Raw genomic sequence first — 22,074 nt, 5'->3', positions numbered from 1 at the left:
CATTATAGCGGCGCCCCCTCGTTCCGGCAAGCGCGCGGCGATATGCCTTGACTAATCCCGAGGCCGGTTGTTAAGATTTATTCAAGGCTTTGACACGGCCTTCAACACAGCATAAACTGAACAGGCCGTCCCCTCGGGGAGCGGGCCGGGCCGCCGCGGCGCGGCAGCGGACGACGATCCGCGGGACGGAAGCGATTCGAGCGCGTCCCGCGGATTTTTTCGTGCTCCGCGAGGCGGGCGGATCTCATGAAACCATCCGTTCAGGAGGAAATTGTCATGAATCGGGAAACGCGCGCCGACGCGCCGGAAAAAACTCAGTTCGAAAAAATCGCCACGCGCGTCTCCGTCGTCTGCGGCGCGGGCAATCTGCTGCTGGCGGCGTTCAAGTTCGCATCCGGCGCGATCGGGCATTCCGGCGCCATGATCAGCGACGCCGTCCACTCTACGTCCGACATCCTCGGCAGCGTCATCGTCGTCGCGGGAGTCAAGGTCTCGGCGCGGCCGTCGGACCGCTCGCATCCTTACGGGCACGAGCGGCTCGAATGCGTGGCGGGGCTGATCCTCGGCGGCATCCTGGCGGCGGTCGGACTGCTGATCGGCTGGGGCGCCGTGGAAAAGATCTGGAGCGGCGCGTACCGGAACATGCCGCAGCCGGGCGGCATCGCGCTCTTCGCGGCGGCCCTGTCGATCGCCGTCAAGGAGTCGATGTTCTGGTACACGTGGCTGCGGGCGCGGCGCATCGACTCCACGGCGCTGAAAGCCGAAGCGTGGCATCACCGCTCCGACGCGCTGTCGTCGGTGGGCGCTCTGATCGGCATCGGCGGCGCGCGCATGGGATCTCCGGTGCTGGAACCGGCGGCCAGCCTCGTCATCTGTCTGTTCATCGTCAAAGCGGCGATCGACATCTTCAAGGACGCCACCGACAAGATGGTCGATCACGCCTGCGACGAGGCTACCGAATGGGCGCTGCGCGAGTGCGTGGCCGCTCAGGCGGGCGTGCGCCGCATCGACCTGATGAACACGCGCGAGTTCGGCAGCCGCGTCTACGTCGACATCGAGATCGGCGTGGACGGCCGCTGTTCGCTGGCCGCCGCCCACGCCGTCGCCGAAAGGGTCCATGACGCGGTCGAAACGAACTTTCCGCAGGTCAAGCACGTGATGGTCCACGTCAATCCGCTTTGAGTCCTCGCGGAATAAAAGTCGCCGCTAAGCCGCGAAAAAGATATCATTTGTATGACATGCTTTTTGACTCGTTGTAAATACATGAACGAAGAAAAATGTTCCACGTGGAACGCTAAAAACGTTTCCTCTTTTGCCGCAGACGGCGGCGATTTTTTCTTCACGCCGCGACATCCTGGCGGTGGACTTTGCGCGGCTTTCCCCTTAAACTGACGATAGGTGCAAACGATCCCGATCTGCAAAGGAGGTCTTTCTCATGCGCGATTTTGTCTTTTCCTATCCGACCGTCACCTATTTCGGCGCGGACGCCGCCGTCCGCGCGCTGCGGGCCGAACTCCCCAAGTACGGCCGTACGGTGATGCTCGCCTACGGCGGCGGCTCCGTCAAAAGAAACGGCGTCTACGGTACGGTCATGAAGCTTCTGGGCGAAGCCAATAAAGACGTGGTCGAGTTCAGCGGCATCATGCCCAACCCGACGTACGCCAAAGTCCGGGAGGGCGCGCGCCTGGCCCGCGAGAAGCGCGTCGACCTGATCCTCGCCGTCGGCGGCGGTTCGGTGAGCGACTGTTGCAAGGTCGTGGCCGCTCAGGCCCTGACCGACGAAGACCTGTGGGAGATGAAGTTCCGCTTTCAGGCCGCCCCGGCGCAGTTCATCCCCCTCGGCGTCGTCGTTACCGTGGCCGGTACCGGCTCCGAGCAAAACGACATCGCCGTGATCACCAACGAAGAGAAGAAGATCAAGGGCAGCATGACCGGCGCGGCGCCGTCCTTCGCGGCGCTCGATCCCGCCTATACGCTCTCCGCGCCGAGGGCGCAGGTCCTTTCGGGCGCGTTCGACACGCTCTCGCACTGCATGGAGAGCTACTTCGGCAAGCCGCTCGACGACAACCTCACCGACGAGATCGCCGAGGCCATGATGCGCCACGTCATCCGCAGCACGCGCGCCCTCGTGAAAGATCCGGGCGATCTGCGCGTGCGCGGCGAGCTGATGTGGGCGGCGGCCGTGAGCGAAAACGGTCTGCTCAAGATCGGCAAAGTCACCGACTTTCAGGCCCACCAGATCGAGCATCAGGTCGGCGCGTACACCAACTGCAACCACGGCATGGGGCTGGCCGTGATCCAGCCGATCCTCTACCGTCACCTCTACAAGGCCGCGCCGCAGCGTTTCGCGCGCTGGGCGAAAAACGTCTGGGGCGTAGCCGACCGCGGCGACGACCGCGAGACCGCGCTGGCCGGCATCGCCGCGCTGGAACAGTTCGTGATTGACGTCGGCCTGCCCAACAGCTTCCGCAAGATGGGCATCGCCGACCGCTCCTTCTACAACGCCGTCGCCCGCAGCACCAACATCAAGGAAGGCTGCTGCCGCCAGCTCACCGTCGGCGAGATTTTCGACATCCTCACCGAATGTTATTGAGCCGGGCGCAGTCAGTTTTAAACGGAACCGACTGCGGAGAAGCGGCGAAGCGGAGAAAAGCGAAAATTGAATGATCAATTACAGAAAAAGAGTCGATGATCAACGTGACCATCGGCTCTTTTCATTGCTCAAAGAATCCCCTGACGGTCGTCGCCCGTCAGGGATTTGTGTCGGTTGTCGTCTTCGTTTTCGCTTTTCTCCGTGTCTTCGTTTCTCCGTTGCGTTCTTAGGTTACTTGGTGCCGTCGGGACGGAGGAAGGGGCCTTTCCAGATCAGACGGCTCCACTCTTCGGGATAGGTTTTGTACTCCATGTTGGTGCCGTTCAGGCAGTATTTGGCGAAGAGACGGTTGCCCAGTTCGTTCCAGCCCTTGTGGCGGGCGACGGCGTTGCCGCAGGCGTAGTCGGTGATCAAGTCGAGAGCTTTGTCGCTCTGGCCGTTTTTGATCAGCTCGGCCGCCTGCTTTTGAATCTCGTGCGCCTTGACGTAATCGGCTTCCATGAGGGGCGTGCGGTAGTCGATGATCTCCTTGCGGATGTCCTGGTAGCGCAGTTCGGCGATGTGCTGCACGCGGATGCACTCCCACCAGGCGGACTTGGGGTCGAAGGGGCCTTTGCGCGTGCCGGTGGTGAAGGGCTCGGGCAGAGCTTTCATGCTGGCCCAGAAGGGCGTCAGATAGGTGGTGTCGGCGGCGCCGTAACCGAACCAGACGATGCCGCGCACGGCTTCGGGCAGGGTGGGATCGACCTCGCAGATCTGCACGTAGGTGTGGCGGTAGTCGTTGATGGCGCGGGGGAATTCGTTGTCGTTCCAGCCCAGTTTGATCTCTTTGCGGTAGCGGTTGGGATTGCCGTAGGGACCGGCGGCGGGGCCTTTGCTGAGGTCGAACTCGGTGCCTTCGTACCAGTCGCCGTAAATACGGAACAGGTCGGCGACGGTGACGGGTTTGTCGGGCTTGACCGACTTGGGGAAATAGTGGGCGTAGGGATCGAGTTTGAGGGAGGGTGCGAAGAGGGTGAGCGCGCGCCATTCGCGCAGCGCGGAGTAAAGGCGCAGCGTGGGATAGAACACGTCGGCGGGGCTGAAGCTCTTCATGTTCACGTCTTTGGCGTCGATGAAGCCCTGCTCGACGGCGTACTCGACCATGCCGGGAGCGTAGGCGACGTTTTCCGTATCGGTCAGGTCGAGTTCGCGCAGACGGGCGCGGTTCGCGGCCACGAAAATCTCGTCGTCGGGCACGCGCCAGGCGGCCCACATCTTGTTGCCGTAGGCTTCGACGATCCATACTTCGTCGCCGTCGGTGATCGGCATGGTCTCGCCGGCCTCGTACCAGCCGTATTCGTCGATCAGATCGCCGATGACCTTTACGGCCTCGCGGGCGGTGCCGGCGCGTTCGAGGGCGATGTCCTGAACGATATGGCAGTTCGTCATGCCGAAAGCGTTGGTTTCCATGACTTCCAGCACTTTTTCGCTGCGTTTGTCGTCGGCGGTCATCGTCATGGTCGATTCGCCCATGGCCAGTCCCTTGTCGTTGAGGAACGAGTAGCGGCTGGTCAGATACTGATTGGTCTGCGGAACTTCGGGGATTTTGCCGATCACGCCGGGATCGGCGCCGGCGTCGCAGCCTTTGCCTTCTTTGAGCAAAAAGCGCTCAGCGCCCGCTTCATGCGACGCGGCGGGAATCAGGTGCAGCTGAAACGTGTCCGACATGGAGTCGCAGGAATGCGAAACCATGGCGTGCCCCGTCGCGGACACATTCTTTCCGACGCCAAAAACGGTGCAGCCCAGAGCCGCTTCACAGGTGATTCCGATCAGAAGGAGCAGAACGCTTAAAAATTTCTTCGACATTGCATTGCCTCCTTTTCGTTTTGTGAAACAAGGTGCAATGAATCTAACATATATTTTATGAATATGTCAAGAAGCAGCGCTTCATCGTTTCCCGTTGAATAGAGACCGTACGGTCCCGTCCTTTTCACAGGGCTGTGCCGCAAACCGCGCGACGCATGTTTATGCGAGTCCTGTCCCCACGGCGCCGAAACTCTGCGTCAGTTCGCGGCGAAGCTCTTCAGCGCCGCGGCGATGCGGCGTACGCCTTCGGCCATCTGGGCGTCGGTCTGGCGCGCGAAGGTAAGGCGCAGCGAGAAGTCTTCCCCTTCGTAGTTGGGTGTGAAACACACGCCGGGGAAAAAGGCCACGTGCCAACGATCGCGGGCGCGCACGGCGAAGTCCATGGCCGAGACGCCGTCATGCAGGCGGCACCACAGGAACATTCCCCCAGCGGCGTTTCCCACGTCAGCCATCCCGTTGGGATCTGTGCGCTCATCAATCCAGTCAAAAGCTGGTAACGTCGCTTCAGATCGCGGCATAACTCGGCGACGTGAGCGTCGAACTGAGGATGTTCGAGCACGCGCGCGGCGGCGCGGTGGAGCAGGGCGGGATAACACAGCGCCGTGGCCTTGAGCGTCATCACGGCGCGCTCGACCAGCTCGTCCGGCAGCACCAGCCAGCCGATGCGCATTCCCGGCGCGATGGTCTTGGAGAGGCTGCCCATGGAGATCGTGCAGTCGGGCGCCAGCGAATGATAGGAAGGCGGCGGCGCGGCGTCGAAGCTCAGCTCGCGATAGGGATCGTCCTCGACGATGAAGAAGCCGTACCGGCGCGCGATCTCCGCGACGGCGCGGCGGCGTTCGGGCGAGGTGCAGCGCCCCGTGGGGTTCTGAAAGTTGGGGATGACATAAAAGAAGCGCGGCCGGCACTTTTGCGCCAGGCGTTCGAGCTCGTCGGGCAGCGGCCCGCCGGCATCCATGGAGACGCCTGCGAGGCGCGCGCCGGATTTGGTGAAGCAGTCCAGCGTCTCCGGGAACGTGGGCGTTTCGCTCAGCACCGTGTCGCCGGGATCGATAAATAACTGGGCGAGCAGATCGGCGCCGCCGGTGCCGCCGTTGGTGACGACGATCTGTTCCGCCCGGATGCCGGCGCCGCCGTCGAGGCGGTTCTGGCGTTCGGCCAGGGCTTTGCGCAGTTCTTCGTCGCCCTGCGAACCGGGGTAGGCGAGTATCTGCGGCTCCTCGGCGAGCAGCTCGTCGAGGACGGCGCGCAGCAGGGCGCGAGGATAAAGATCCGCCGCGGGCTGTCCTGAGTTGAAGAAGATCATGTCCTTCGCGTCGCGCAGATGAAAGGCGTCCATCATGCAGCGGCGCAGGTTCTGGGCGCGGTGACTGAGTCTGTATTCCATGGTCAGGCCTCCTGACTGGGTTTTTCAAATTTGCGCCATTATAACATTTTCATACCGGCTTGATAAATATCCAGCGGAGAAAACTCGTGGCTCTTCATGCGAACGATCCGTGCTAGAATAAAACAAAAAGGAAGACGAGCGCGGCTTGCGCCGCGCGGGATCTGATGAAAAAGGAGAGATTCTGATGACTTTGAAGAAGATCGGTTTTGTCGGGCTGGGCGTGATGGGGAGAGCGATGGCGGCGAACCTGATGAAAGCCGGTTTCGAGCTGACAGTCTATAATCGCACGAAAGCTTCCGCCGAAACGTTGCTGGCATCCGGCGCGGCATGGGCCGACAGCCCCGCCGCGGTGATGCGCGCGGCCGAGGCGGTGATCACGGTCGTCGGCTATCCGCGCGACGTGGAGCAGGTCTACTTCGGCGAAAAAGGTCTGTTCGCGGGCTTTGCTCTGGGCAAGCTGGTCATCGATATGACCACCTCGTCGCCGCTGCTGGCCGCGAAAATCGGCGCCAAAGCGCGGGAGCTGGGCGGCGAGGCGCTCGACGCGCCCGTTTCCGGCGGCGACGTAGGGGCGCGCGAGGCCAAGCTGACGATCATGGCCGGCGGCCCGGAAGCGGCGTTCAAGCTGGCGGAGCCGCTGTTCGCCGCCATGGGCAAAGAATGGAGGCTTCAGGGCACATGGGGCGCGGGGCAGCATACCAAGATGGCCAACCAGATCGCCATCGCGTCCAACATGATGGGCGTCTGCGAAGCGCTGGCCTACGCGCGCACGGCCGGGCTCGATCCGCAGTCGGTTCTGACCAGCATCTCCGGCGGCGCGGCGGGCAGCTTTTCGATGAGCAACTTGGCGCCGCGCATGCTGAAGGGCGATTTCAAGCCCGGGTTTTACGTCAAGCACTTCATCAAGGACATGGGCATCGCCCTCGACTGCGCGCGGGAGATGAAGCTCGACCTGCCCGGGCTGGAGCTGGCCGACAAACTTTACCGCCGCCTGGCTGACGAAGGCGGCGAAAACGACGGTACCCAGGCGCTGTACAAACTGTATCTTGCTTCGCGTGCCTAGTTCCTTCGCAAACGACCCCCGGCGTCGCGGCAGTGGCACCGGACGGGCCATTGGGACGCTTTCCCTGGACAATGCTGCGGGTAAGCCACGCTTTCTTTGACGCTGGGAATGAGGATTCCGGCGGTGTGCGCTTTCACAAGCCCGCTTTTCCGTTTCTTTGCCGATGCCTCATCGGAGTTGACTCGTTTTTGACTTTCAACCTCCTTCATCTCGATCCGTCTGCCCTTGGAAACACCCCAGATCCGCCCGGTCGACGTTTCACGCACCTCAACCGTCGTTTGGGCCATCCCGAGGCAATCGTCCGCCGCCGGAACGTACCGACGACCTCCGTAGGAGATCATGCCGCCGTGATCCGTCCTGCGAGATTCGCGACGCGCAAAGAGAAAATCCAAATCGACTTTTCCTTCCGGCTTCACATAAACGTCCTCTCCCTCAGCCGGATTGACGGCAAACTTCCGATTGTGCCTGGCGATGAGCTTGGGCAAAACCTCGTTGGCCGCCGTGATATCCGAGACGCCAAGCAGCCTCAGCTCCCCGGCAGCCTGTCCTGCATCGTGTTCCAAAGACGTTCGACACGCCCCTTCGCCTCCGGCGTCAAGGCAAAGATCTGCCCGATCCCAAGATCCTTCAGCCCCCGTCCGAAACAACTTAACGGCTCCTCCTTCCCCGCCTCATTCCCTTCATTTTCTTCATTCCCTTCGATCCGATCCTCATCATCCTGCGCCCGTGCCTTTGGAGAGCGGAAAATCGTATGCCGGTCGCTGTAAATCGCCATCGGCAGCCCATACCCCTCGATCCCCATCCCCAGCGCGGCGACATAGCCCGCCATACATTCGTTCTCAGTGAAACAGGCGCCAGTCACGATCCCCGTCGCATCGTCAATATAAGCGTGCAGCGTCGCACGCCCGTTCCCCCTGCCAAACCATTCAAACGACGTGGCGTCAGTCTGCCACAACATCCCCGCGGCCACCTTCCGCGGTCGAGAACGGTGAAGCTTCGGCCGCCGCCGCGCACTCTTCTTGCTCCTGATCCCCTCGTCCTTCAGAATGCGGACGACACTCGAACGACTGATCCCGATCCCCTCTCGTTCGTTCAGGCATTCCGCAAAGTGAGAGAAGTTGAAATCGTAATAGACCTCCTCATACGCCTTCAGCACCGACTCCCGAACCTCATCTCCGATCCTGCGCCGAGACGTTCTGCCGCGGTTGCCGTGAACAAGCCCCGCCGCCCCTTGAACGACGAACCTCTTTTTGATCCTGATGATTTGCCGTTGACAGAGCCCCAGCTTTTCCGCCGCCTCCCTGTTCGTCATGCGTCCGTCGACAAGCGCTCCGATAATCCTGATACGATCCAGTTCCTTTTGTGACAATGTCATTCGCTCCTGTTTCATGAACGGTATTATCTCAGAGTGACATTTTCTTGGAACAGTTATGGGGGACTTTATCACTGAACAACGACATCTCTTCTTTGTCGTCAATTGATTTTTTCACGAAGTTATATTAAACTCGCTGCATGGAAAGAATTGCGGAAAATGTGTCGCCGTTTCCCTTCCGTTCGGCGGAAACGGCGTAAATGGAATGGGGTGAAAATCCCCGCGCGGCCGGCACTGTAAGCGCGAGGTCACGCCGAAGCGCCGCCGTGGTATGGGCGCCGGGACGAAAGTCCGTCACTGTGGCTTCGCCATGGGAAGACAGGCGTGAACGCGGCAAGACCATCGTCTTCCAGAGCGCGAGTCAGGAGACTTACACATTTTCGAAAGAAGCGTTCGCCGTGCCCAAAGCGAGCGCCGAGTGCGCGTGAAAACGGACGCGCCGGTTTGTGTCCTTGCGGACGCAGCCGGCGTGTTTTTTCGTTTTCACTCTCCGGCCAAAGCGCCAAGAGCGCGGTTTTCCGCGCAAGCATACTTTGGAGGCAGACATGAAAAAGAGTTTTCTTGCGGCGTTGGCTCTGGCAGCCGTGCTCTGCGGCACGGCCATGGCGAAGGACGAGATCGTGATCTCTACGGGCGTCAACATGGTGGCGGGCAAATTCGATCCCATTCTCGGGCACGGCGTATGGGGGCCCGATATTTTTCACTGCCACCTGCTGAAGTCGGGAAAGGACAACGTGCTCGAAAAAGATCTGGCGATACGCGAGAAAATCAGCGGCGACGGTCTCAGCTACACGTATGAGATCCGCCGCGACGCAAAGTTCGCCGACGGCACGCCGCTGACCGCCCAAGACATCGTCTTCACCTACGAGAAGACCAAGGCCAGCGCTTCGGCCGCCGACCTGACGGTCATGGAGAGCGTGAAGGCCCTCGACGATTTCACGGTAGAATTCACGTTGAGCGAGCCTTCGTCGCTGTTCCCTTACGCTCTGAGCTTTGTGGGCATCGTGCCGGCGCACGCTTATCACGAAGCGTACGGCGACCGGCCGGTGTGTTCGGGAGCCTGGCGCGTCGTCGATTTCCAGAAAGATCAGCAGTTGATTCTCGAACCGAACCCCTATTATTACGGCACAAAATCGCCGTTCCGGCGTGTCACGATTCTCAAGATCGACGAAGACGCGGCGTTGGCCGCCGCTCAATCGGGGCAGCTGGATCTCGTCCTCGTCAATTCCGAGTACGCGCACTCGGCGGTGGAAGGGATGGAGCTGCTGAGCCTCGACGTCCTGGGGACGTTGGCGGTGAACCTGCCGGTCATTCCGGAGGGAACGGCCCCCGACGGAAGCAAGACGGGCAACAACGTGACGTGCGACCCCGCGATCCGCAAGGCGCTGGATATCGGCATCAACCGCCGGCAGCTGGTGGAACGCGCTCTGAACGGCATGGGCACGCCGGCCTGCTCGATTGGCAGCGACACGCTTCCTTGGGCGGCTCATATCGATTTTGAGGACAATCGCGTCGAAGAAGCCAAAAAGCTCCTCGAAGACGCCGGCTGGAAAGATACCGACGGAGACGGCATCCGCGAGAAAAACGGCGTCAAGGCCGAGTTCACCGTCACCGGCCGCAGCAACGATCTGGATCGCTACAATACGGTGGTGGCGCTGGCTGATAACGCCAAAGCTCTCGGCATCCGCATCATCGCCAGATCGGCGCCCTGGGCGGAATGCCGAAAAGCCCGCGCGGTCCCTACGTGTTGGAGCGTCGGCGCTCCCAGCCCCATGGACTTCAGACTGTATTACCATTCCTCCAACATCAACAAGGCCGTCATCAACAATCCGTCGTCCTACAGCAATCCCGACGTCGACGCGCTCATCGACCAGGCGATGCGCGCCACGGACCAGAACACGGCCAGCGCGTTCTGGAGCAAGGCCGAGGCCCGTGCCGCCGCGGACGTGCCGTTTCTGTACATCAGCCGTCCCCGGAACAATTATCTCGTCCGCAAGGGGCTACGCCTCCCCCCGCTGAATAAGATCCCCGTACGCAATCAGGGACTTTCGGTCGTCGAGAACATGAACGAGTGGTCCTGGGACGACTGAGGCTTTTCATGAAGTTCTGCCGAAAGGCGGAATTCAGCCATGCTTTCGTTTTTTCGACACAGGACAAAGGAAGGAGCTCCCGTTCCCGTGAATAAAAGCCTTCTGAAATATCTGAGCGGCTCGCTGACGCGAATGCTGCTCTTGCTTGCATCCGCTTCGATGCTCAGTTTCTTTCTGGTCACCGCCTCGCCGATGAACGCCGTCGACGCCTTTCTGGGCGAGATCAACGTCTCCGACGAACAGCGGGCCCACATCGAAGAACAATGGGATTTGGACAAGCCGCCGCTCCAGCGCTATGTGATCTGGGCAAAACGCGCGCTTCACGGCGATTTGGGCAGGTCGGTGTCGCTGCATCAGCCGGTTGCGTCGGTGCTGCGCGAGCGTTTCAAGGCCTCGCTGCTGCTGATGGGCACGGCATGGACGCTCTCCGGCGCGCTGGGGCTCGTTCTTGGCGTCGCCGCCGGCACGTATCGCGACAGCTGGCTCGATAAGATCGTCAGGACGTTCAGCCTCGTGCTGGCGTCGACGCCGACGTTCTGGATCGGTCTGCTGGTGCTGGTGGTCTTCGCCGTCGAGCTGCGCTGGTTCCCGCTGGGACTCTCCATTCCGATCGGGCGCCTCGCCTCGGAGGTCACCTGGGGCGAACGGCTCCATCACCTCGTCCTGCCGGCGCTGACATTGTCCATCACAGGCGTGGCCAACATCGCGCTGCACACGCGGCAGAAGCTGATCGACGTGCTCGAGAGCGAGTACGTCGTCTTCGCCCGCGCCCGCGGCGAGACGCTCGGCCAGATCATCCGCCGCCACGGCCTGCGCAACATCGCCCTGCCGGCGGTGACGCTGCAGTGCGCTTCGGTGAGCGAACTGTTCGGCGGCTCGGTGCTGGCGGAGAAAGTTTTCTCCTATCCAGGGCTTGGCGCCACCGCCGTCGAGGCGGGGCTTCACGCCGACGCGCCGCTGCTGATGGGAATCGCGTTGTTCAGCGTCCTTTTCGTGTTCGCCGGCAACCTCGCGGCCAACCTCATTTACGGCTTCGTCGACCCGCAGATCCGCGAGGGAGGGCGCTCCAGTGTCTGAGCTTGCCTGCGCAAAACCGGCGAGGGCCTGGCTGAATCGCCGCCGCAAAACGCTGCTGATGATCGGCACGGGAACGCTGATCCTGTCGGGCGTATTCGTCTGGGGGCTGCTGCTGCCGCCGGAAAGTTTCGAGGCAAACTATTCGGCCCGCCGCCTGGCGCCGTCGCTGGCGCATCTGTTCGGCACGGACAATCTCGGGCGAGACATGTTCTACCGCACGGTCGCGGGGCTGTCGCTGAGCATCCGTATCGGCCTGCTGTCGGCGGCGATCAGTTCGGTGATCGCACTGGTCCTCGGCAGTCTGTCGGCGATCTTCGGCGGCACGGTGGACGCCGTGGTCAACTATCTCGTCGATCTGTGCATGGGCGTGCCGCACCTGATCCTGCTCATTCTGATTTCCATCGCCATGGGCGGCGGCGCGGCCGGCGTCATCACGGGCGTGGCGGTGACGCACTGGCCCAACCTGACGCGACTGATTCGCGCCGAGGTCATGCAGATCCGTTCGGCCCAGTACGTGCAGGTGGCCCGCAGGCTGGGCAAAGGGCCGCTGCACATCGCCGTACGGCACATCGTCCCGCACGTCTTCCCGCAGTACGTGGTGGGTCTGATCCTGCTGTTTCCGCACGCGATCCTGCACGAAGCGGGCATCACCTTCCTCGGCTACGGTCTGCCGCTGGACACGCCGGCCATGGGCGTGATCCTCTCGGAATCGATGAAGTATCTGGCGGCGGGGATGTGGTGGCCGGCGTTCTTCCCCGGAGTCGCGCTGCTGCTGGTGACGCAGCTTTTCGACGGCGTCGGCGACTATCTGCGGGTACTGATCGACCCGCACAGCGCCCGCGAATAGGAGGCCCTCATGAACGAAGACAAGCACATCCTGCTTGACGTGCGCCACCTGTCGGTCGGTTTCGAGAGCTACGACGCGCGGCTGGAGAAAGTGACGTTCCAGGCCATCGCCGATCTGAGCGTGACGCTGAGCGCGGGCGAGATTCTCGCCGTGGTCGGTTCCAGCGGTTCCGGCAAAAGCCTGCTGGCGCACGCGGTGATGGGCATTCTGCCCGGCAACGCGCGCACCGGCGGCGAGATGTTCTACCGCGGCGAAGCGATGACGGCGGAAACGAAAGCGCGGCTGCGCGGGCGCGAGATCGCCTTCATCCCCCAGTCGGTGGCGTTTCTCGACCCGCTGATGCGCGTCGGTCCCCAAGTCTGCGGCGTCCCGGGCAGGGGACGGTGTGCGAAGATGCGCGAAGCGTTCGCCCATTTCGGTCTGAAGCCGGGCGTGGAAAAACTCTATCCATTCCAGCTTTCGGGCGGCATGGCGCGGCGCGTGCTGCTCTCCACGGCCTACGTGGCCGACGCCGAACTGATCATCGCCGACGAGCCGACGCCGGGGCTCGATTTGGAGATCGCGCTGGAGGCGCTCAAAGACTTCCGCGTCATGGCCGATCACGGCAAGGCGGTGCTGCTGATCACGCACGACATCGACCTGGCGCTGCACGTCGCCGACGCGATCTCGATCTTTTACGACGGACGCGTCGTGGAGACGGCGGCCGTCAGCTCTTTCAGCGGCGACGGAGAAGGGCTGAAGCACCCGTACAGCCGCGCGCTGTTCCGGGCGCTGCCGCAGAACGGCTTTCGCCTCGACCGCTGCGCGGCGTGCGGTTCCAGCGGCGCGACCTGGGACGTGGACGAACGGGGAATGAGGTGCGGCTGCCATGCTTGAGGTGAAAAAAATTTCTTTCCGCTACGGCAGCGGTCCGTGGATTTTGAAGGACGTCAGCCTCTCCGTGGCGGAAGGCGAGCGCGTCGCCATTCTCGGCCCCAGCGGCTACGGCAAGAGCACGCTGGCCAAGGTGATGGCCGGCTACGAGCGTCCCGGCAGCGGCGCAGTGCTGTGGAACGGCGCGCCGCTGCCGGCGAGAGGCTACTGCCCCGTGCAGCTCGTCTATCAGCATCCTGAAAAAGCGCTCAACCCGCGCTGGAAGATGGAAAGATCTCTGTACGAAGCGGGGCCGTTGGACGGCGAGGTGCTGAACGAAATGGGCATCCGTTCCATCTGGTACGACCGCTGGCCCGTCGAGCTGTCCGGCGGCGAACTGCAGCGCTTCTGCGTCGCCCGCGTGATGCGCCCCGAGACGCGCCTGCTGATCGCCGACGAGATGACCACCATGCTCGACGCGCTCAATCAGGCGCACATCTGGAACTTCGTGCTGAACTACGCCGAGCGCCATCGCATGGGACTCGTCGCCATCACGCACAATCCTTCGCTGGCCGAGCGCGTGGCCACGCGGATTATCCGCATCCCCGAACTGAACCGCGTGGAAGTGGACCGCCGCGACCTGTAACAGACCGGGCACTGACGGCAAACGGCCGCGCGACGATGGATTTTTTCATCGTCGCGCGGCCGTTTATATTGTTCCACGTGGAACATTTTCGCCTGAATCCTCTCGGCGTCAGGATCGAAGAGTTTCTCGCCCAGGGCAGTTCGACGAGAGCGCACCGCTTTTTCCGCGCCGACATTTTTGTTTTTCCCGGCATGCTATAATTCATCAAGATCTCGAACGGTAAAATCAAACGTTCCCAAAAAGAACTTGGGGGAAGAATCATGAACTACGATGCGATCATCGTCGGCGCGGGGCCGGCGGGGATTTTCGCGGCGCAGGAACTGGCCGGCGCCGGCAAAAGAGTGCTGATCGTCGACAAGGGGCGGCTGATCAGGGAACGAATCTGCCCGATCATGGCGGGGCAAGCCGACCGCTGCGTCAACTGCCCGTCCTGCGCGGTGGTGTCCGGCTGGGGCGGCGCGGGGTCGGCTTCCGACGGCAAGCTGACGATCACGACCGGCTACGGCGGCAACCTCGAAGAGTACGTCGGCACGGCGGAGCTGGAGCGCCTGATGAAAGCCGTGGACGACCGTTTCGTCGCCGACGGCGCCGATCCCCATCTTTACGAGCCGAGCGGGCAGAACGTGCACGACACGATCCGCCGGGCCGCCTCGAAAGGCATCAAGGTGCTGCCGGCCAGGATCCGCCACATCGGCACCGACGCCTCGCGCGAGGTGCTCGACGCCATGTACCGCTCCCTGCGCGACAAATGCGACATCCTCATGAACACCTTCGTACAGGACATCCTTGTCGAAAACGGCGCCGCCGTCGGCGTGGTCACGAGCGACGGCACGGAACACCGAGCCGCCGACGTCATCGTCGCGCCGGGACGCGACGGCGCTTCGTGGCTGGAGGGGATCGTCAGACGACTGAAGCTGCCGATCGCCTCGATGCCGGTGGACATCGGCGTGCGCGTCGAAGTGCCCGACAGCGCCTGCGAAGAGCTGACCCGCGACTTTTACGAAGTCAAATGTCTCTACAACACGCCCACGTTCGACGACCGCGTGCGCACTTTCTGCATGAACCCGTCGGGCTTCGTGGTCTCCGAGTTCAACCGCACGCACGGCCTCGTCACCGTCAACGGGCACAGTCTCAAGAACACCAAGTCGCACAACACCAACTTCGCCGTGCTCGTCACCAAGAATTTCACGCGCCCGTTCACCGACCCGATCGGCTACGCCACGCACATCGCCCGCCTCGCCAACATGCTGGCCGGCGGCGGATTGCTGGTGCAGCGCCTCGGCGACCTGCGCGACGGTCGCCGCTCCACGCCCGACCGCATCGCCCGCGGCATGATCGAGCAGACCGGTCCCGCCGTCCCCGGCGACCTCAGCCTCGTGCTGCCCCACCGCCACATGACCGACATCGTCGAGTTCCTCGACGCGCTGAACGTGATCATGCCCGGCGTCAACCAGAACGACACGCTGCTCTACGGCGTGGAGATCAAGCTCTATTCGCTGCGTCTCGAGCTGGGAAACAACCTCGCCGTGCCCAACGTCAAACATCTGTACATGGCCGGCGACGGGGCCGGCGTCAGCCGCGGCATCATCCAGGCGGCGGCCAGCGGACTTGTGGCCGGAAGGGCCGTTCTCGGCGCCTGAACTCTTAAAAATCTTCTTTGGAATGCAGGGAGGCTGATTCTTCATGGAAGAAAAACGCGTTACGCCCGGCGCGCCCCGCGTCATGTCCATTCGGGCCGCGAAAGCCGGAGGCGCTCTGAATGCTTGACGAAAACACGGCCGTACTTTTTCAGGGCGATTCGGTCCTGCTCTTTCAGGGGCGCCTGCCCGGCGCCGCCGAGGCGGGGCGGTTGCCGTTGAGCGACTCGGGGCCCTTCGGCAGTCTCGGTCCCGCTGGCTGCGTCTGGGGACGCGTCGAAGCGGACGCAAAACTCCCCGAGGGCTGGAGCGCCGTCAGCCGCCGCTCCTTCGGCGAGCAGTTCGGCAGGGAAGACTTTCAGGCCATGAGCGCCGCCTGGGGCCTGGCCGACTGGCATCGTCAGGCCCGCTATTGCGGCTGCTGCGGCGCGAAGATGGAGCCCGCGCCCGGCGAGCAGCACGCCATGAAGTGCCCCAGCTGCGGGCACACGCTCTTTCCCGTCATCTGCCCGGCCATGATCGTGGCCGTCGAGCGCGACGGCAAGCTACTGCTGGCCATGAACCGGCGGAACAGATTCAACCGTTTCAGCGTGCTGGCGGGATTTCTCGAAGTCGGCGAGTCGATCGAAGACGCCGTCGTCCGCGAGGTGCGCGAGGAAGTGAACGTCGAAGTGGACCGGGACAGCATCCAGTATCTGTACAGCCAGTACTGGCCGTTTCCCCGCTCGCTGATGCTGGCCTGCCGCGCCCGCTGGAAGAGCGGCGAGCTCCGCCCCGACGGCGTGGAGATCGGCGAGGCCCGCTGGTTCGCCCCCGAGGAGATCCCCGACAATATCCCCGGCACGCTCACCGTGGCCGGTTGGCTGATCCGCGACTTTCTCGCGCGCCACCCGCGCCGCGGAAACGCCGCCGAAAACCGCTGACACCGGTTCCCGGCTGCCTAAAATCTATTCGATAAAACGAGGGCTGACCGATCTTTTCGGCCAGTCCTCGTTTTTTTTGCTCGCCGCCGTTCAACAACTCAAGAATAAATATTCTGATTATTTTATTATTTGCCGTCTAAACTTTAGGCTTGAATTAACGCAATAATTGCAATATTACTTATTTTAAAGGCGTCGACAGTTTACTTTTCGCTGAGCCGCTCATATAATTCATTTTCATAAACGCGAAAAGGCATGGCGTTCCTTCGCCAGAGCGGACCGCGCGCCTTCGCGTCGGCAGACCTGCCTGAAAGCGCATGCTCTGCAAATTCTCGCTGAAAGGATGTTTTACACGATGAAAAAGGATGTATTCGTATTCGCTTTCGTTTTCGCCGCCTCCATGATGGCTGGCTGCGCCTTCGGCGCCGACGCCTTCAAGCTGGGCGGCACGGCTCCGCTGACGGGAGGCGCCGCCATTTACGGCAATGCCGCCAAGAACGGCGCGCAGATCGCCGTCGACGAGATCAACGCGGCCGGCGGCATTCGGTTTGAGCTGAATTACGAGGACGACACGCACGACGCCGAAAAGGCCGTCAACGCCTACAACGCCCTCAAGGACTGGGGCATGCAGCTCTCGCTCGGCTCGGTCACGTCCAAACCCTGCGAGGCGACGGCCGCCGAGAACTTCGCCGACCGCATCTTCGCGCTCACTCCTTCCGCTTCGGCCGTCGCCGTGACCGCCGGCAAGGACAACGTGTTCCAGATGTGCTTCGTCGATCCCAATCAGGGCTCCGCCTCCGCACAGTACATCGCCGGCAAAGCTTTGGCCAGGAAAGTCGCCGTGATCTGGAAGAACGACGACGTGTACTCCAAGGGCATTCATGACACATTCGCGACCAAGGCGGCCGAAGCCGGCCTCGAAGTGGTCAGCGACACCACGTTCGCCGACGGCAACGACACCGACTTCTCGGTGCAGCTGGCCGACGCCCAGAAGTCCGGCGCGGAGCTGGTCTTCCTGCCCATGTACTATCAGCACGCCTCGCTGATCCTCGCTCAGGCGGCGGCCATGAACTTTGCGCCCAAGTGGTTCGGCGTGGACGGCATGGACGGCATCCTGACCATGGAAGGCTTCAACAAGGATCTGGCCGAAGGCGTCATGTTGCTGACGCCGTTCAACGCAGATTCCACGGACGAGCGCACGGCCGCTTTCGTGGCCGAGTATCGGAAGCGTTTCGGCGAAGTTCCCAATCAGTTCGCCGCCGACGCGTACGACTGCGTTTACGCTTACAAACAGGCGCTCGAAAACGCCAAGGCCGCGCCCGACATGAACGCCGAGAAGCTCTGCGAGCTGATGATCGGGCAGTTCACGACGATGACGTTCAACGGACTGACGGGCGGCAACATGACGTGGAAGGCCAACGGCGAGATCTCCAAGGATCCCAAGGGCATGATCATCAGAAACGGCGCTTACGTCGGGCTCGATTAAGTTTCACGGGCGCAAGCGAACGGCGCGCCGTTCCGCCTCGCCTAAGAGCGTCGCCGGAAGGCCGGCCTGACCGGTCCTTTCGGCGACGCTCTCGCTTTTCTCTTCCGAACGGCTCCATCCCGCCGTTCGCCGCTTTTCCACTTTTTTGCGAGATCTTTCGAGGTGAACTCATGACCTTTCTGAACTTCTTTATCAGCGGCGTCGGCCTGGGCAGCATCTACGCAATCATCGCGCTGGGCTACACCATGGTCTACGGCATCGCCAAGATGCTCAACTTCGCTCACGGCGACGTGATCATGGTCGGCGCCTATGTCTGTTTCTACGCCGTGTTTCGCTTCCACCTGCCGGCGATCGCCGGCGTTGTTCTGGCCATGGCGGTCTGCACGCTGCTGGGCATCGTCGTGGAAAAGCTGGCCTACAAGCCGCTGCGCCAGGCCCCGTCGCTGGCGGTGCTGATCACGGCCATCGGCGTCAGTTACTTTTTGCAGAACACGGCGCTGCTGCTGTGGACGTCGAATCCCAAGGTGTTCCCCTCGGTGGTCGGGCACGGCGCGGTCAAACTGTTCGGCGGCCGGCTTTCCATCTCTCACGTGACGATTGTGACGATCGTCTCCTGTCTGGCGATCATGACGGCGCTGTCGTGGTTCGTCGGACGCACGCGCATGGGCAAGGCGATGCGCGCCTGTTCGGAAGACAAGGGCGCGGCGCTGCTGATGGGCATCAACGTCAACGCCACCATTTCGCTGACGTTCGCCATCGGTTCCGGGCTGGCGGCCGCAGCCGGCGCGCTGCTGTGCTCGGCCTATCCGACGCTGATGCCGACGACGGGTTCGCTGCCGGGCATCAAGGCGTTCACGGCGGCCGTTTTCGGCGGCATCGGCTCCATTCCCGGCGCTTTTCTGGGCGGGCTGCTGCTGGGCGTGATCGAGATCTTCGCCAAGGCATACATCTCCACGCAGCTCTCCGACGCCGTGGTCTTCGCCGTGCTGATCGTGGTACTGCTGGTCAAGCCCGCGGGACTGCTGGGCCGTCAGATGCAGGAAAAGGTGTAGCCGTGAAACGTCTGATCAACCTCAAAAGACCCGAAGCCCGCCGCGTTTACGGCACGTACGCGCTGGTGGCGCTGGCCTACGTCGTTCTCCAGACCATGATCTCGACGCGGACGCTCAGTTCGTCCATGAGGGGGATGCTGGTGCCGATCTGCGCCTACATGGTCATGGCCGTAGCGCTGAATCTGGTGGTGGGCGTGCTCGGCGAGCTGTCGCTGGGGCACGCCGGCTTCATGTCCGTGGGCGCGTTCACGGGCGTCGCCTGCGCCATCTTGCTGCAAGATCTCGTCCCCTTTGCGCCCCTGCGTCTGTCCGTTTCCATGGCGGCGGGGGCGGCGTTCGCGGCGCTGGCCGGTTTTTTGATCGGCATTCCCGTGCTGCGGCTCAAGGGCGATTACCTGGCCATCGTCACGCTGGCGTTCGGCGAGATCATCAAAAGCGTGCTGAACAACTTTTACATGGGCGTCGACAAGGCGGGGCTGCACTTCAGCATGCTGGCCGACACAACGGGGCTGCTGCCCGGCGGCCGTTTGATCGTCGGCGGCCCGATGGGCGTCGGCGGCATCCGCAAGATCGCCACGTTCGGCGCCGGCTTCGCGCTGGTGATGATCGCGCTGGTCGTCGTCTACAATCTCATCAACAGCCGTATGGGGCGCGCCTTCCAGGCCGTCCGCGACGACCGTATCGCCGCCGAGAGCGTCGGCATCGACGTCACCAGGTACAAGATGACCGCCTTCGTCGTTTCCGCGGCGCTGGCGGGCGCGGCCGGCTGCCTGTTCGCCATGAACTACTCCACGATCGTCGCCAACAAGTTCGACTTCAACACTTCGATCCTGATCCTCGTCTTCGTTGTTTTGGGCGGCCAGGGCAACATGCTCGGCTCCATCGTCGCCGCCGCGGCGCTGACGATCCTGCCGGAAAAGCTGCGCGAGTTCCGCGATTACCGCATGCTGATCTACGCGGTGCTGCTGATCGCCATCATGCTGGGCTCCAACAACGCGGCCGTGAGGAATTTCTTCGCGCGGCTGAAACTTTTCGGCCGCGCCTCAAAGGAGGAAGCCCTCCATGGCCACTAAACTCGTTCCCGTCCCCTCGCGCGCGCTGGTTCCCGAGCGCGACGCCGGACGCGCCCCGATCCTGGAGTGCGTCAATCTCGGACTGACGATCGGCGGTCTGAAGATCGTCGAGAACTTCAACCTCACCATCGGTCGCACGGAGATCGCCGGGCTGATCGGTCCCAACGGCGCCGGCAAGACGACGGTCTTCAACCTGCTCACCAAAGTCTACCACCCCACCACGGGCACCGTGCTGCTCGACGGGCAGGATACCGTCGGCATGACGCCGGCGCAGGCCAACCGCCTCGGCATCGCCCGCACGTTCCAGAACATCCGACTTTTCAAGAACCTCAGCGTCGCCGACAACGTCAAAGTCGCCATGACCAACGACATCCACTACGGCCTGTTCGGCGCGATCCTGCGCCTGCCGCGCTACCGCCGCCAGGAACTGGCCGCCCATCGCCGCGCTCTCAAGCTGCTGTCCATCTTCGACATGCAGGGTCTGGCCGACGTCAAGGCCGGTTCGCTGCCCTACGGCGCGCAGCGCCGCCTCGAGATCGTGCGCGCTCTCGCCACCTACCCGTCGCTGTTGCTGCTCGACGAGCCGGCGGCAGGCATGAATCCCTCGGAAACGCGCGAGCTGATCGACAGCATCCGCCGCGTGCACGAGATGTTCCCGATCGCCATCATGCTCATCGAACACGACATGAATCTGGTCATGAACCTGTGCGAGGGCATCTGCGTGCTCAACTTCGGGCGCGTCATCGCCAAGGGCGCGCCGGCGGACATCCAGAGCGACCCCGCCGTCATCGAGGCCTACCTCGGCCGGCAGAAGGAGGGCTAACCATGGCCGATCCAATCCTCAAAGTTGACGATGTTCACGTTTTTTACGGCAGCATCCACGCCATCAAGGGCATTTCCTTCGAAGTCTTTCAGGGCGAGATCGTCACGCTGATCGGCGCCAACGGCGCCGGCAAATCCACGACGCTGAACGCCATCTCCGGCCTGCTGCCGCGCACGGGCGGCGTCTCTTTCTTCGGCCGCCGACTGGCGAAAGTGCCGCCCTACAAGGTGGTCGAGCTCGGCCTGGCGCAGGTCCCCGAGGGGCGCCGCGTCTTTCTGCACATGTCGGTGCAGGAAAATCTGGAAATGGGCGCCTACACGCGCCATGCCGCCGGCGCGCAGAGCCTCGCCGCCGATCTGGAAAAAGTCTTCGCGCTCTTCCCGCGCCTGAAGGAACGCCGCCGTCAGGTGGCCGGCACGCTCTCCGGCGGCGAGCAGCAGATGCTCGCCATGGGACGCGCGCTGATGAGCCGTCCCAAGCTGCTCATGCTCGACGAGCCCTCCATGGGCTTGGCGCCGCTGCTCGTCGAAGCCATTTTCGACATCATCGGCAATCTGCACGCGAACGGCGCCACGATCCTGCTCGTCGAACAGAACGCGCGCATGGCGCTCTCCATCGCCGACCGCGGCTACGTGCTGGAAACCGGCCGCATCGTCGCCACCGGCACCGGGCGCGAACTGCTCGACTCTCCCGCCATCAAAAAAGCCTATCTGGGCGGCTGACAAACGGATGAAGAAATTCCCATCAAACGCTCGATCTCAACAAGGATCCGAAAGCGGACTATGATCCATGCGTCCGTTTCCGGATCTTTTGCTTTCAGGAGATCGTATTGTACCTTGACTGAGATATCAAACGGCCAAAATGCCGGGGGGAATCCACAAAACGAGCTCGCAGAGCGCACAACGGAAAAGATAGCCCCGAGCGGCTGCCCCCTCGGAGTGCGGAACGCTCGGCGTAAAGCCGTTCTATTGAGGATTTGCATGAAACCGAATCGTTCCGAGAGCCAAAAAGCCATGCGGCGTTTTACATTATTATGATGCAAAATGCCGTTTGCGTTTTATAAGCCCAGATCAAGTTAGTCTCATCAAATCAATTTGAGAAAAATAATTCCCTATTGAAACTTTTCCCCATACTGTCTAGAATAGGATCATATTACTGTTTTTTGCAGAGATAGAGAAAAAGAACGCTTTCGCAAAAACAGCATGCCTTGAACCGGAGATTCGGAGGGGACCGGCGAAAAGGCATATTTTCCAAAACAGGGGGAAGAATCGTGAGCAGACTCAGCATCGTCACAAAGAATCAGGCGCA

19 protein-coding genes and 2 riboswitches are annotated in these 22,074 nt (G+C 62.2%); of the genes, 15 read left to right on the top strand and 4 right to left on the bottom strand.

Going from position 1 to position 22,074, the window contains the following annotated elements; all coding sequences use genetic code 11:
- Nucleotides 1–106: 106 nt before the first annotated feature.
- Nucleotides 107–191: riboswitch (NiCo riboswitch) on the top strand.
- A gap of 85 nt (nt 192–276) precedes the next feature.
- Together RAH42_RS12800 and RAH42_RS12795 are read left to right on the top strand one after the other, a co-directional pair.
- Nucleotides 277–1,182 (top strand): cation diffusion facilitator family transporter, encoded by a 906-nt coding sequence (locus RAH42_RS12800; protein ID WP_317539676.1) that lies wholly within the window; start codon nt 277–279, stop codon nt 1,180–1,182.
- Between the two features lie 253 nt (nt 1,183–1,435).
- Nucleotides 1,436–2,593: an iron-containing alcohol dehydrogenase gene (locus RAH42_RS12795; RefSeq protein WP_078016980.1), complete on the top strand. Its 1,158-nt coding sequence runs from the start codon at nt 1,436–1,438 to the stop codon at nt 2,591–2,593.
- Nucleotides 2,594–2,824: 231 nt separating this feature from the next.
- Here RAH42_RS12795 and RAH42_RS12790 read toward each other — a convergent pair whose 3' ends face one another.
- Nucleotides 2,825–4,441 (bottom strand): C69 family dipeptidase, encoded by a 1,617-nt coding sequence (locus RAH42_RS12790; RefSeq protein WP_078016981.1) that lies wholly within the window; start codon nt 4,439–4,441, stop codon nt 2,825–2,827.
- Between the two features lie 217 nt (nt 4,442–4,658).
- A complete protein-coding gene (locus RAH42_RS12785; RefSeq protein WP_317539675.1) occupies nt 4,659–5,828 on the bottom strand; it encodes a PLP-dependent aminotransferase family protein in 1,170 nt (389 codons plus the stop codon).
- 184 nt (nt 5,829–6,012) lie between these two features.
- Here RAH42_RS12785 and RAH42_RS12780 point away from each other — a divergent pair, with 184 nt between their 5' ends.
- Nucleotides 6,013–6,891: an NAD(P)-dependent oxidoreductase gene (locus RAH42_RS12780; RefSeq protein WP_078016983.1), complete on the top strand. Its 879-nt coding sequence runs from the start codon at nt 6,013–6,015 to the stop codon at nt 6,889–6,891.
- Here the strand turns inward: RAH42_RS12780 and RAH42_RS12775 are convergent.
- Together RAH42_RS12775 and RAH42_RS12770 are read right to left on the bottom strand one after the other, a co-directional pair.
- Nucleotides 6,888–7,454: a hypothetical protein gene (locus RAH42_RS12775; protein ID WP_317539674.1), complete on the bottom strand. Its 567-nt coding sequence runs from the start codon at nt 7,452–7,454 to the stop codon at nt 6,888–6,890. The two genes, RAH42_RS12780 and RAH42_RS12775, sit on opposite strands and share 4 nt — an antisense overlap.
- On the bottom strand, nt 7,418–8,281 hold the full coding sequence (locus RAH42_RS12770; RefSeq protein WP_317539673.1) for an ISNCY family transposase: 864 nt from the start codon (nt 8,279–8,281) through the stop codon (nt 7,418–7,420). The genes RAH42_RS12775 and RAH42_RS12770 overlap by 37 nt, the downstream gene beginning before the upstream one ends.
- Nucleotides 8,282–8,407: 126 nt before the next feature.
- A riboswitch (cobalamin riboswitch) is annotated at nt 8,408–8,656 on the top strand.
- 152 nt (nt 8,657–8,808) lie between these two features.
- Between RAH42_RS12770 and RAH42_RS12765 the strand changes: the two genes are divergently transcribed.
- The 12 genes from RAH42_RS12765 (at nt 8,809) to RAH42_RS12710 (ending at nt 21,488) form a co-directional block, all read left to right on the top strand.
- Nucleotides 8,809–10,353 carry an ABC transporter substrate-binding protein gene (locus tag RAH42_RS12765; RefSeq protein WP_317539672.1) on the top strand — a complete coding sequence of 515 codons (1,545 nt, stop codon included), beginning with the start codon at nt 8,809–8,811 and terminating at the stop codon, nt 10,351–10,353.
- 87 nt (nt 10,354–10,440) lie between these two features.
- Entirely contained in the window at nt 10,441–11,430 is a 990-nt protein-coding gene (locus RAH42_RS12760; protein WP_199674641.1) for an ABC transporter permease, read from the top strand.
- Nucleotides 11,423–12,277: an ABC transporter permease gene (locus RAH42_RS12755; RefSeq protein WP_199674642.1), complete on the top strand. Its 855-nt coding sequence runs from the start codon at nt 11,423–11,425 to the stop codon at nt 12,275–12,277. Before RAH42_RS12760 ends, RAH42_RS12755 begins: the two co-directional genes overlap by 8 nt.
- Before the next feature lie 9 nt (nt 12,278–12,286).
- Nucleotides 12,287–13,153 (top strand): ABC transporter ATP-binding protein, encoded by an 867-nt coding sequence (locus tag RAH42_RS12750; protein WP_078016414.1) that lies wholly within the window; start codon nt 12,287–12,289, stop codon nt 13,151–13,153.
- A complete protein-coding gene (locus tag RAH42_RS12745) occupies nt 13,146–13,775 on the top strand; it encodes an ATP-binding cassette domain-containing protein (protein WP_317539671.1) in 630 nt (209 codons plus the stop codon). Before RAH42_RS12750 ends, RAH42_RS12745 begins: the two co-directional genes overlap by 8 nt.
- Before the next feature lie 260 nt (nt 13,776–14,035).
- Nucleotides 14,036–15,415, top strand: a complete 1,380-nt coding sequence (locus tag RAH42_RS12740) for an FAD-binding protein (protein ID WP_078016416.1) — start codon at nt 14,036–14,038, stop codon at nt 15,413–15,415.
- A 119-nt stretch (nt 15,416–15,534) separates the two neighbouring features.
- Nucleotides 15,535–16,335, top strand: a complete 801-nt coding sequence (gene nudC / locus RAH42_RS12735) for an NAD(+) diphosphatase (RefSeq protein WP_078016417.1) — start codon at nt 15,535–15,537, stop codon at nt 16,333–16,335.
- 352 nt (nt 16,336–16,687) lie between these two features.
- The gene (locus RAH42_RS12730) at nt 16,688–17,818 is read left to right on the top strand and encodes an ABC transporter substrate-binding protein (RefSeq protein WP_317539670.1); all 1,131 of its coding nucleotides are present in this window, start codon (nt 16,688–16,690) and stop codon (nt 17,816–17,818) included.
- A 170-nt stretch (nt 17,819–17,988) separates the two neighbouring features.
- Nucleotides 17,989–18,870 (top strand): branched-chain amino acid ABC transporter permease, encoded by an 882-nt coding sequence (locus RAH42_RS12725; protein WP_078016419.1) that lies wholly within the window; start codon nt 17,989–17,991, stop codon nt 18,868–18,870.
- A 2-nt stretch (nt 18,871–18,872) separates the two neighbouring features.
- The gene (locus tag RAH42_RS12720) at nt 18,873–19,943 is read left to right on the top strand and encodes a branched-chain amino acid ABC transporter permease (protein ID WP_078016420.1); all 1,071 of its coding nucleotides are present in this window, start codon (nt 18,873–18,875) and stop codon (nt 19,941–19,943) included.
- Complete coding sequence (locus tag RAH42_RS12715; protein WP_317539669.1) at nt 19,933–20,766, top strand: ABC transporter ATP-binding protein; 834 nt, start codon at nt 19,933–19,935, stop codon at nt 20,764–20,766. The genes RAH42_RS12720 and RAH42_RS12715 overlap by 11 nt, the downstream gene beginning before the upstream one ends.
- A 2-nt stretch (nt 20,767–20,768) precedes the next feature.
- Nucleotides 20,769–21,488: an ABC transporter ATP-binding protein gene (locus RAH42_RS12710; RefSeq protein WP_296428841.1), complete on the top strand. Its 720-nt coding sequence runs from the start codon at nt 20,769–20,771 to the stop codon at nt 21,486–21,488.
- Nucleotides 21,489–22,074: the final 586 nt, after the last annotated feature.

The organism is Pyramidobacter sp. YE332 (assembly GCF_033060595.1).
Classification (GTDB): Bacteria; Synergistota; Synergistia; order Synergistales; family Dethiosulfovibrionaceae; genus Pyramidobacter.
This window is presented reverse-complemented; position numbering and strand designations above follow the sequence as displayed.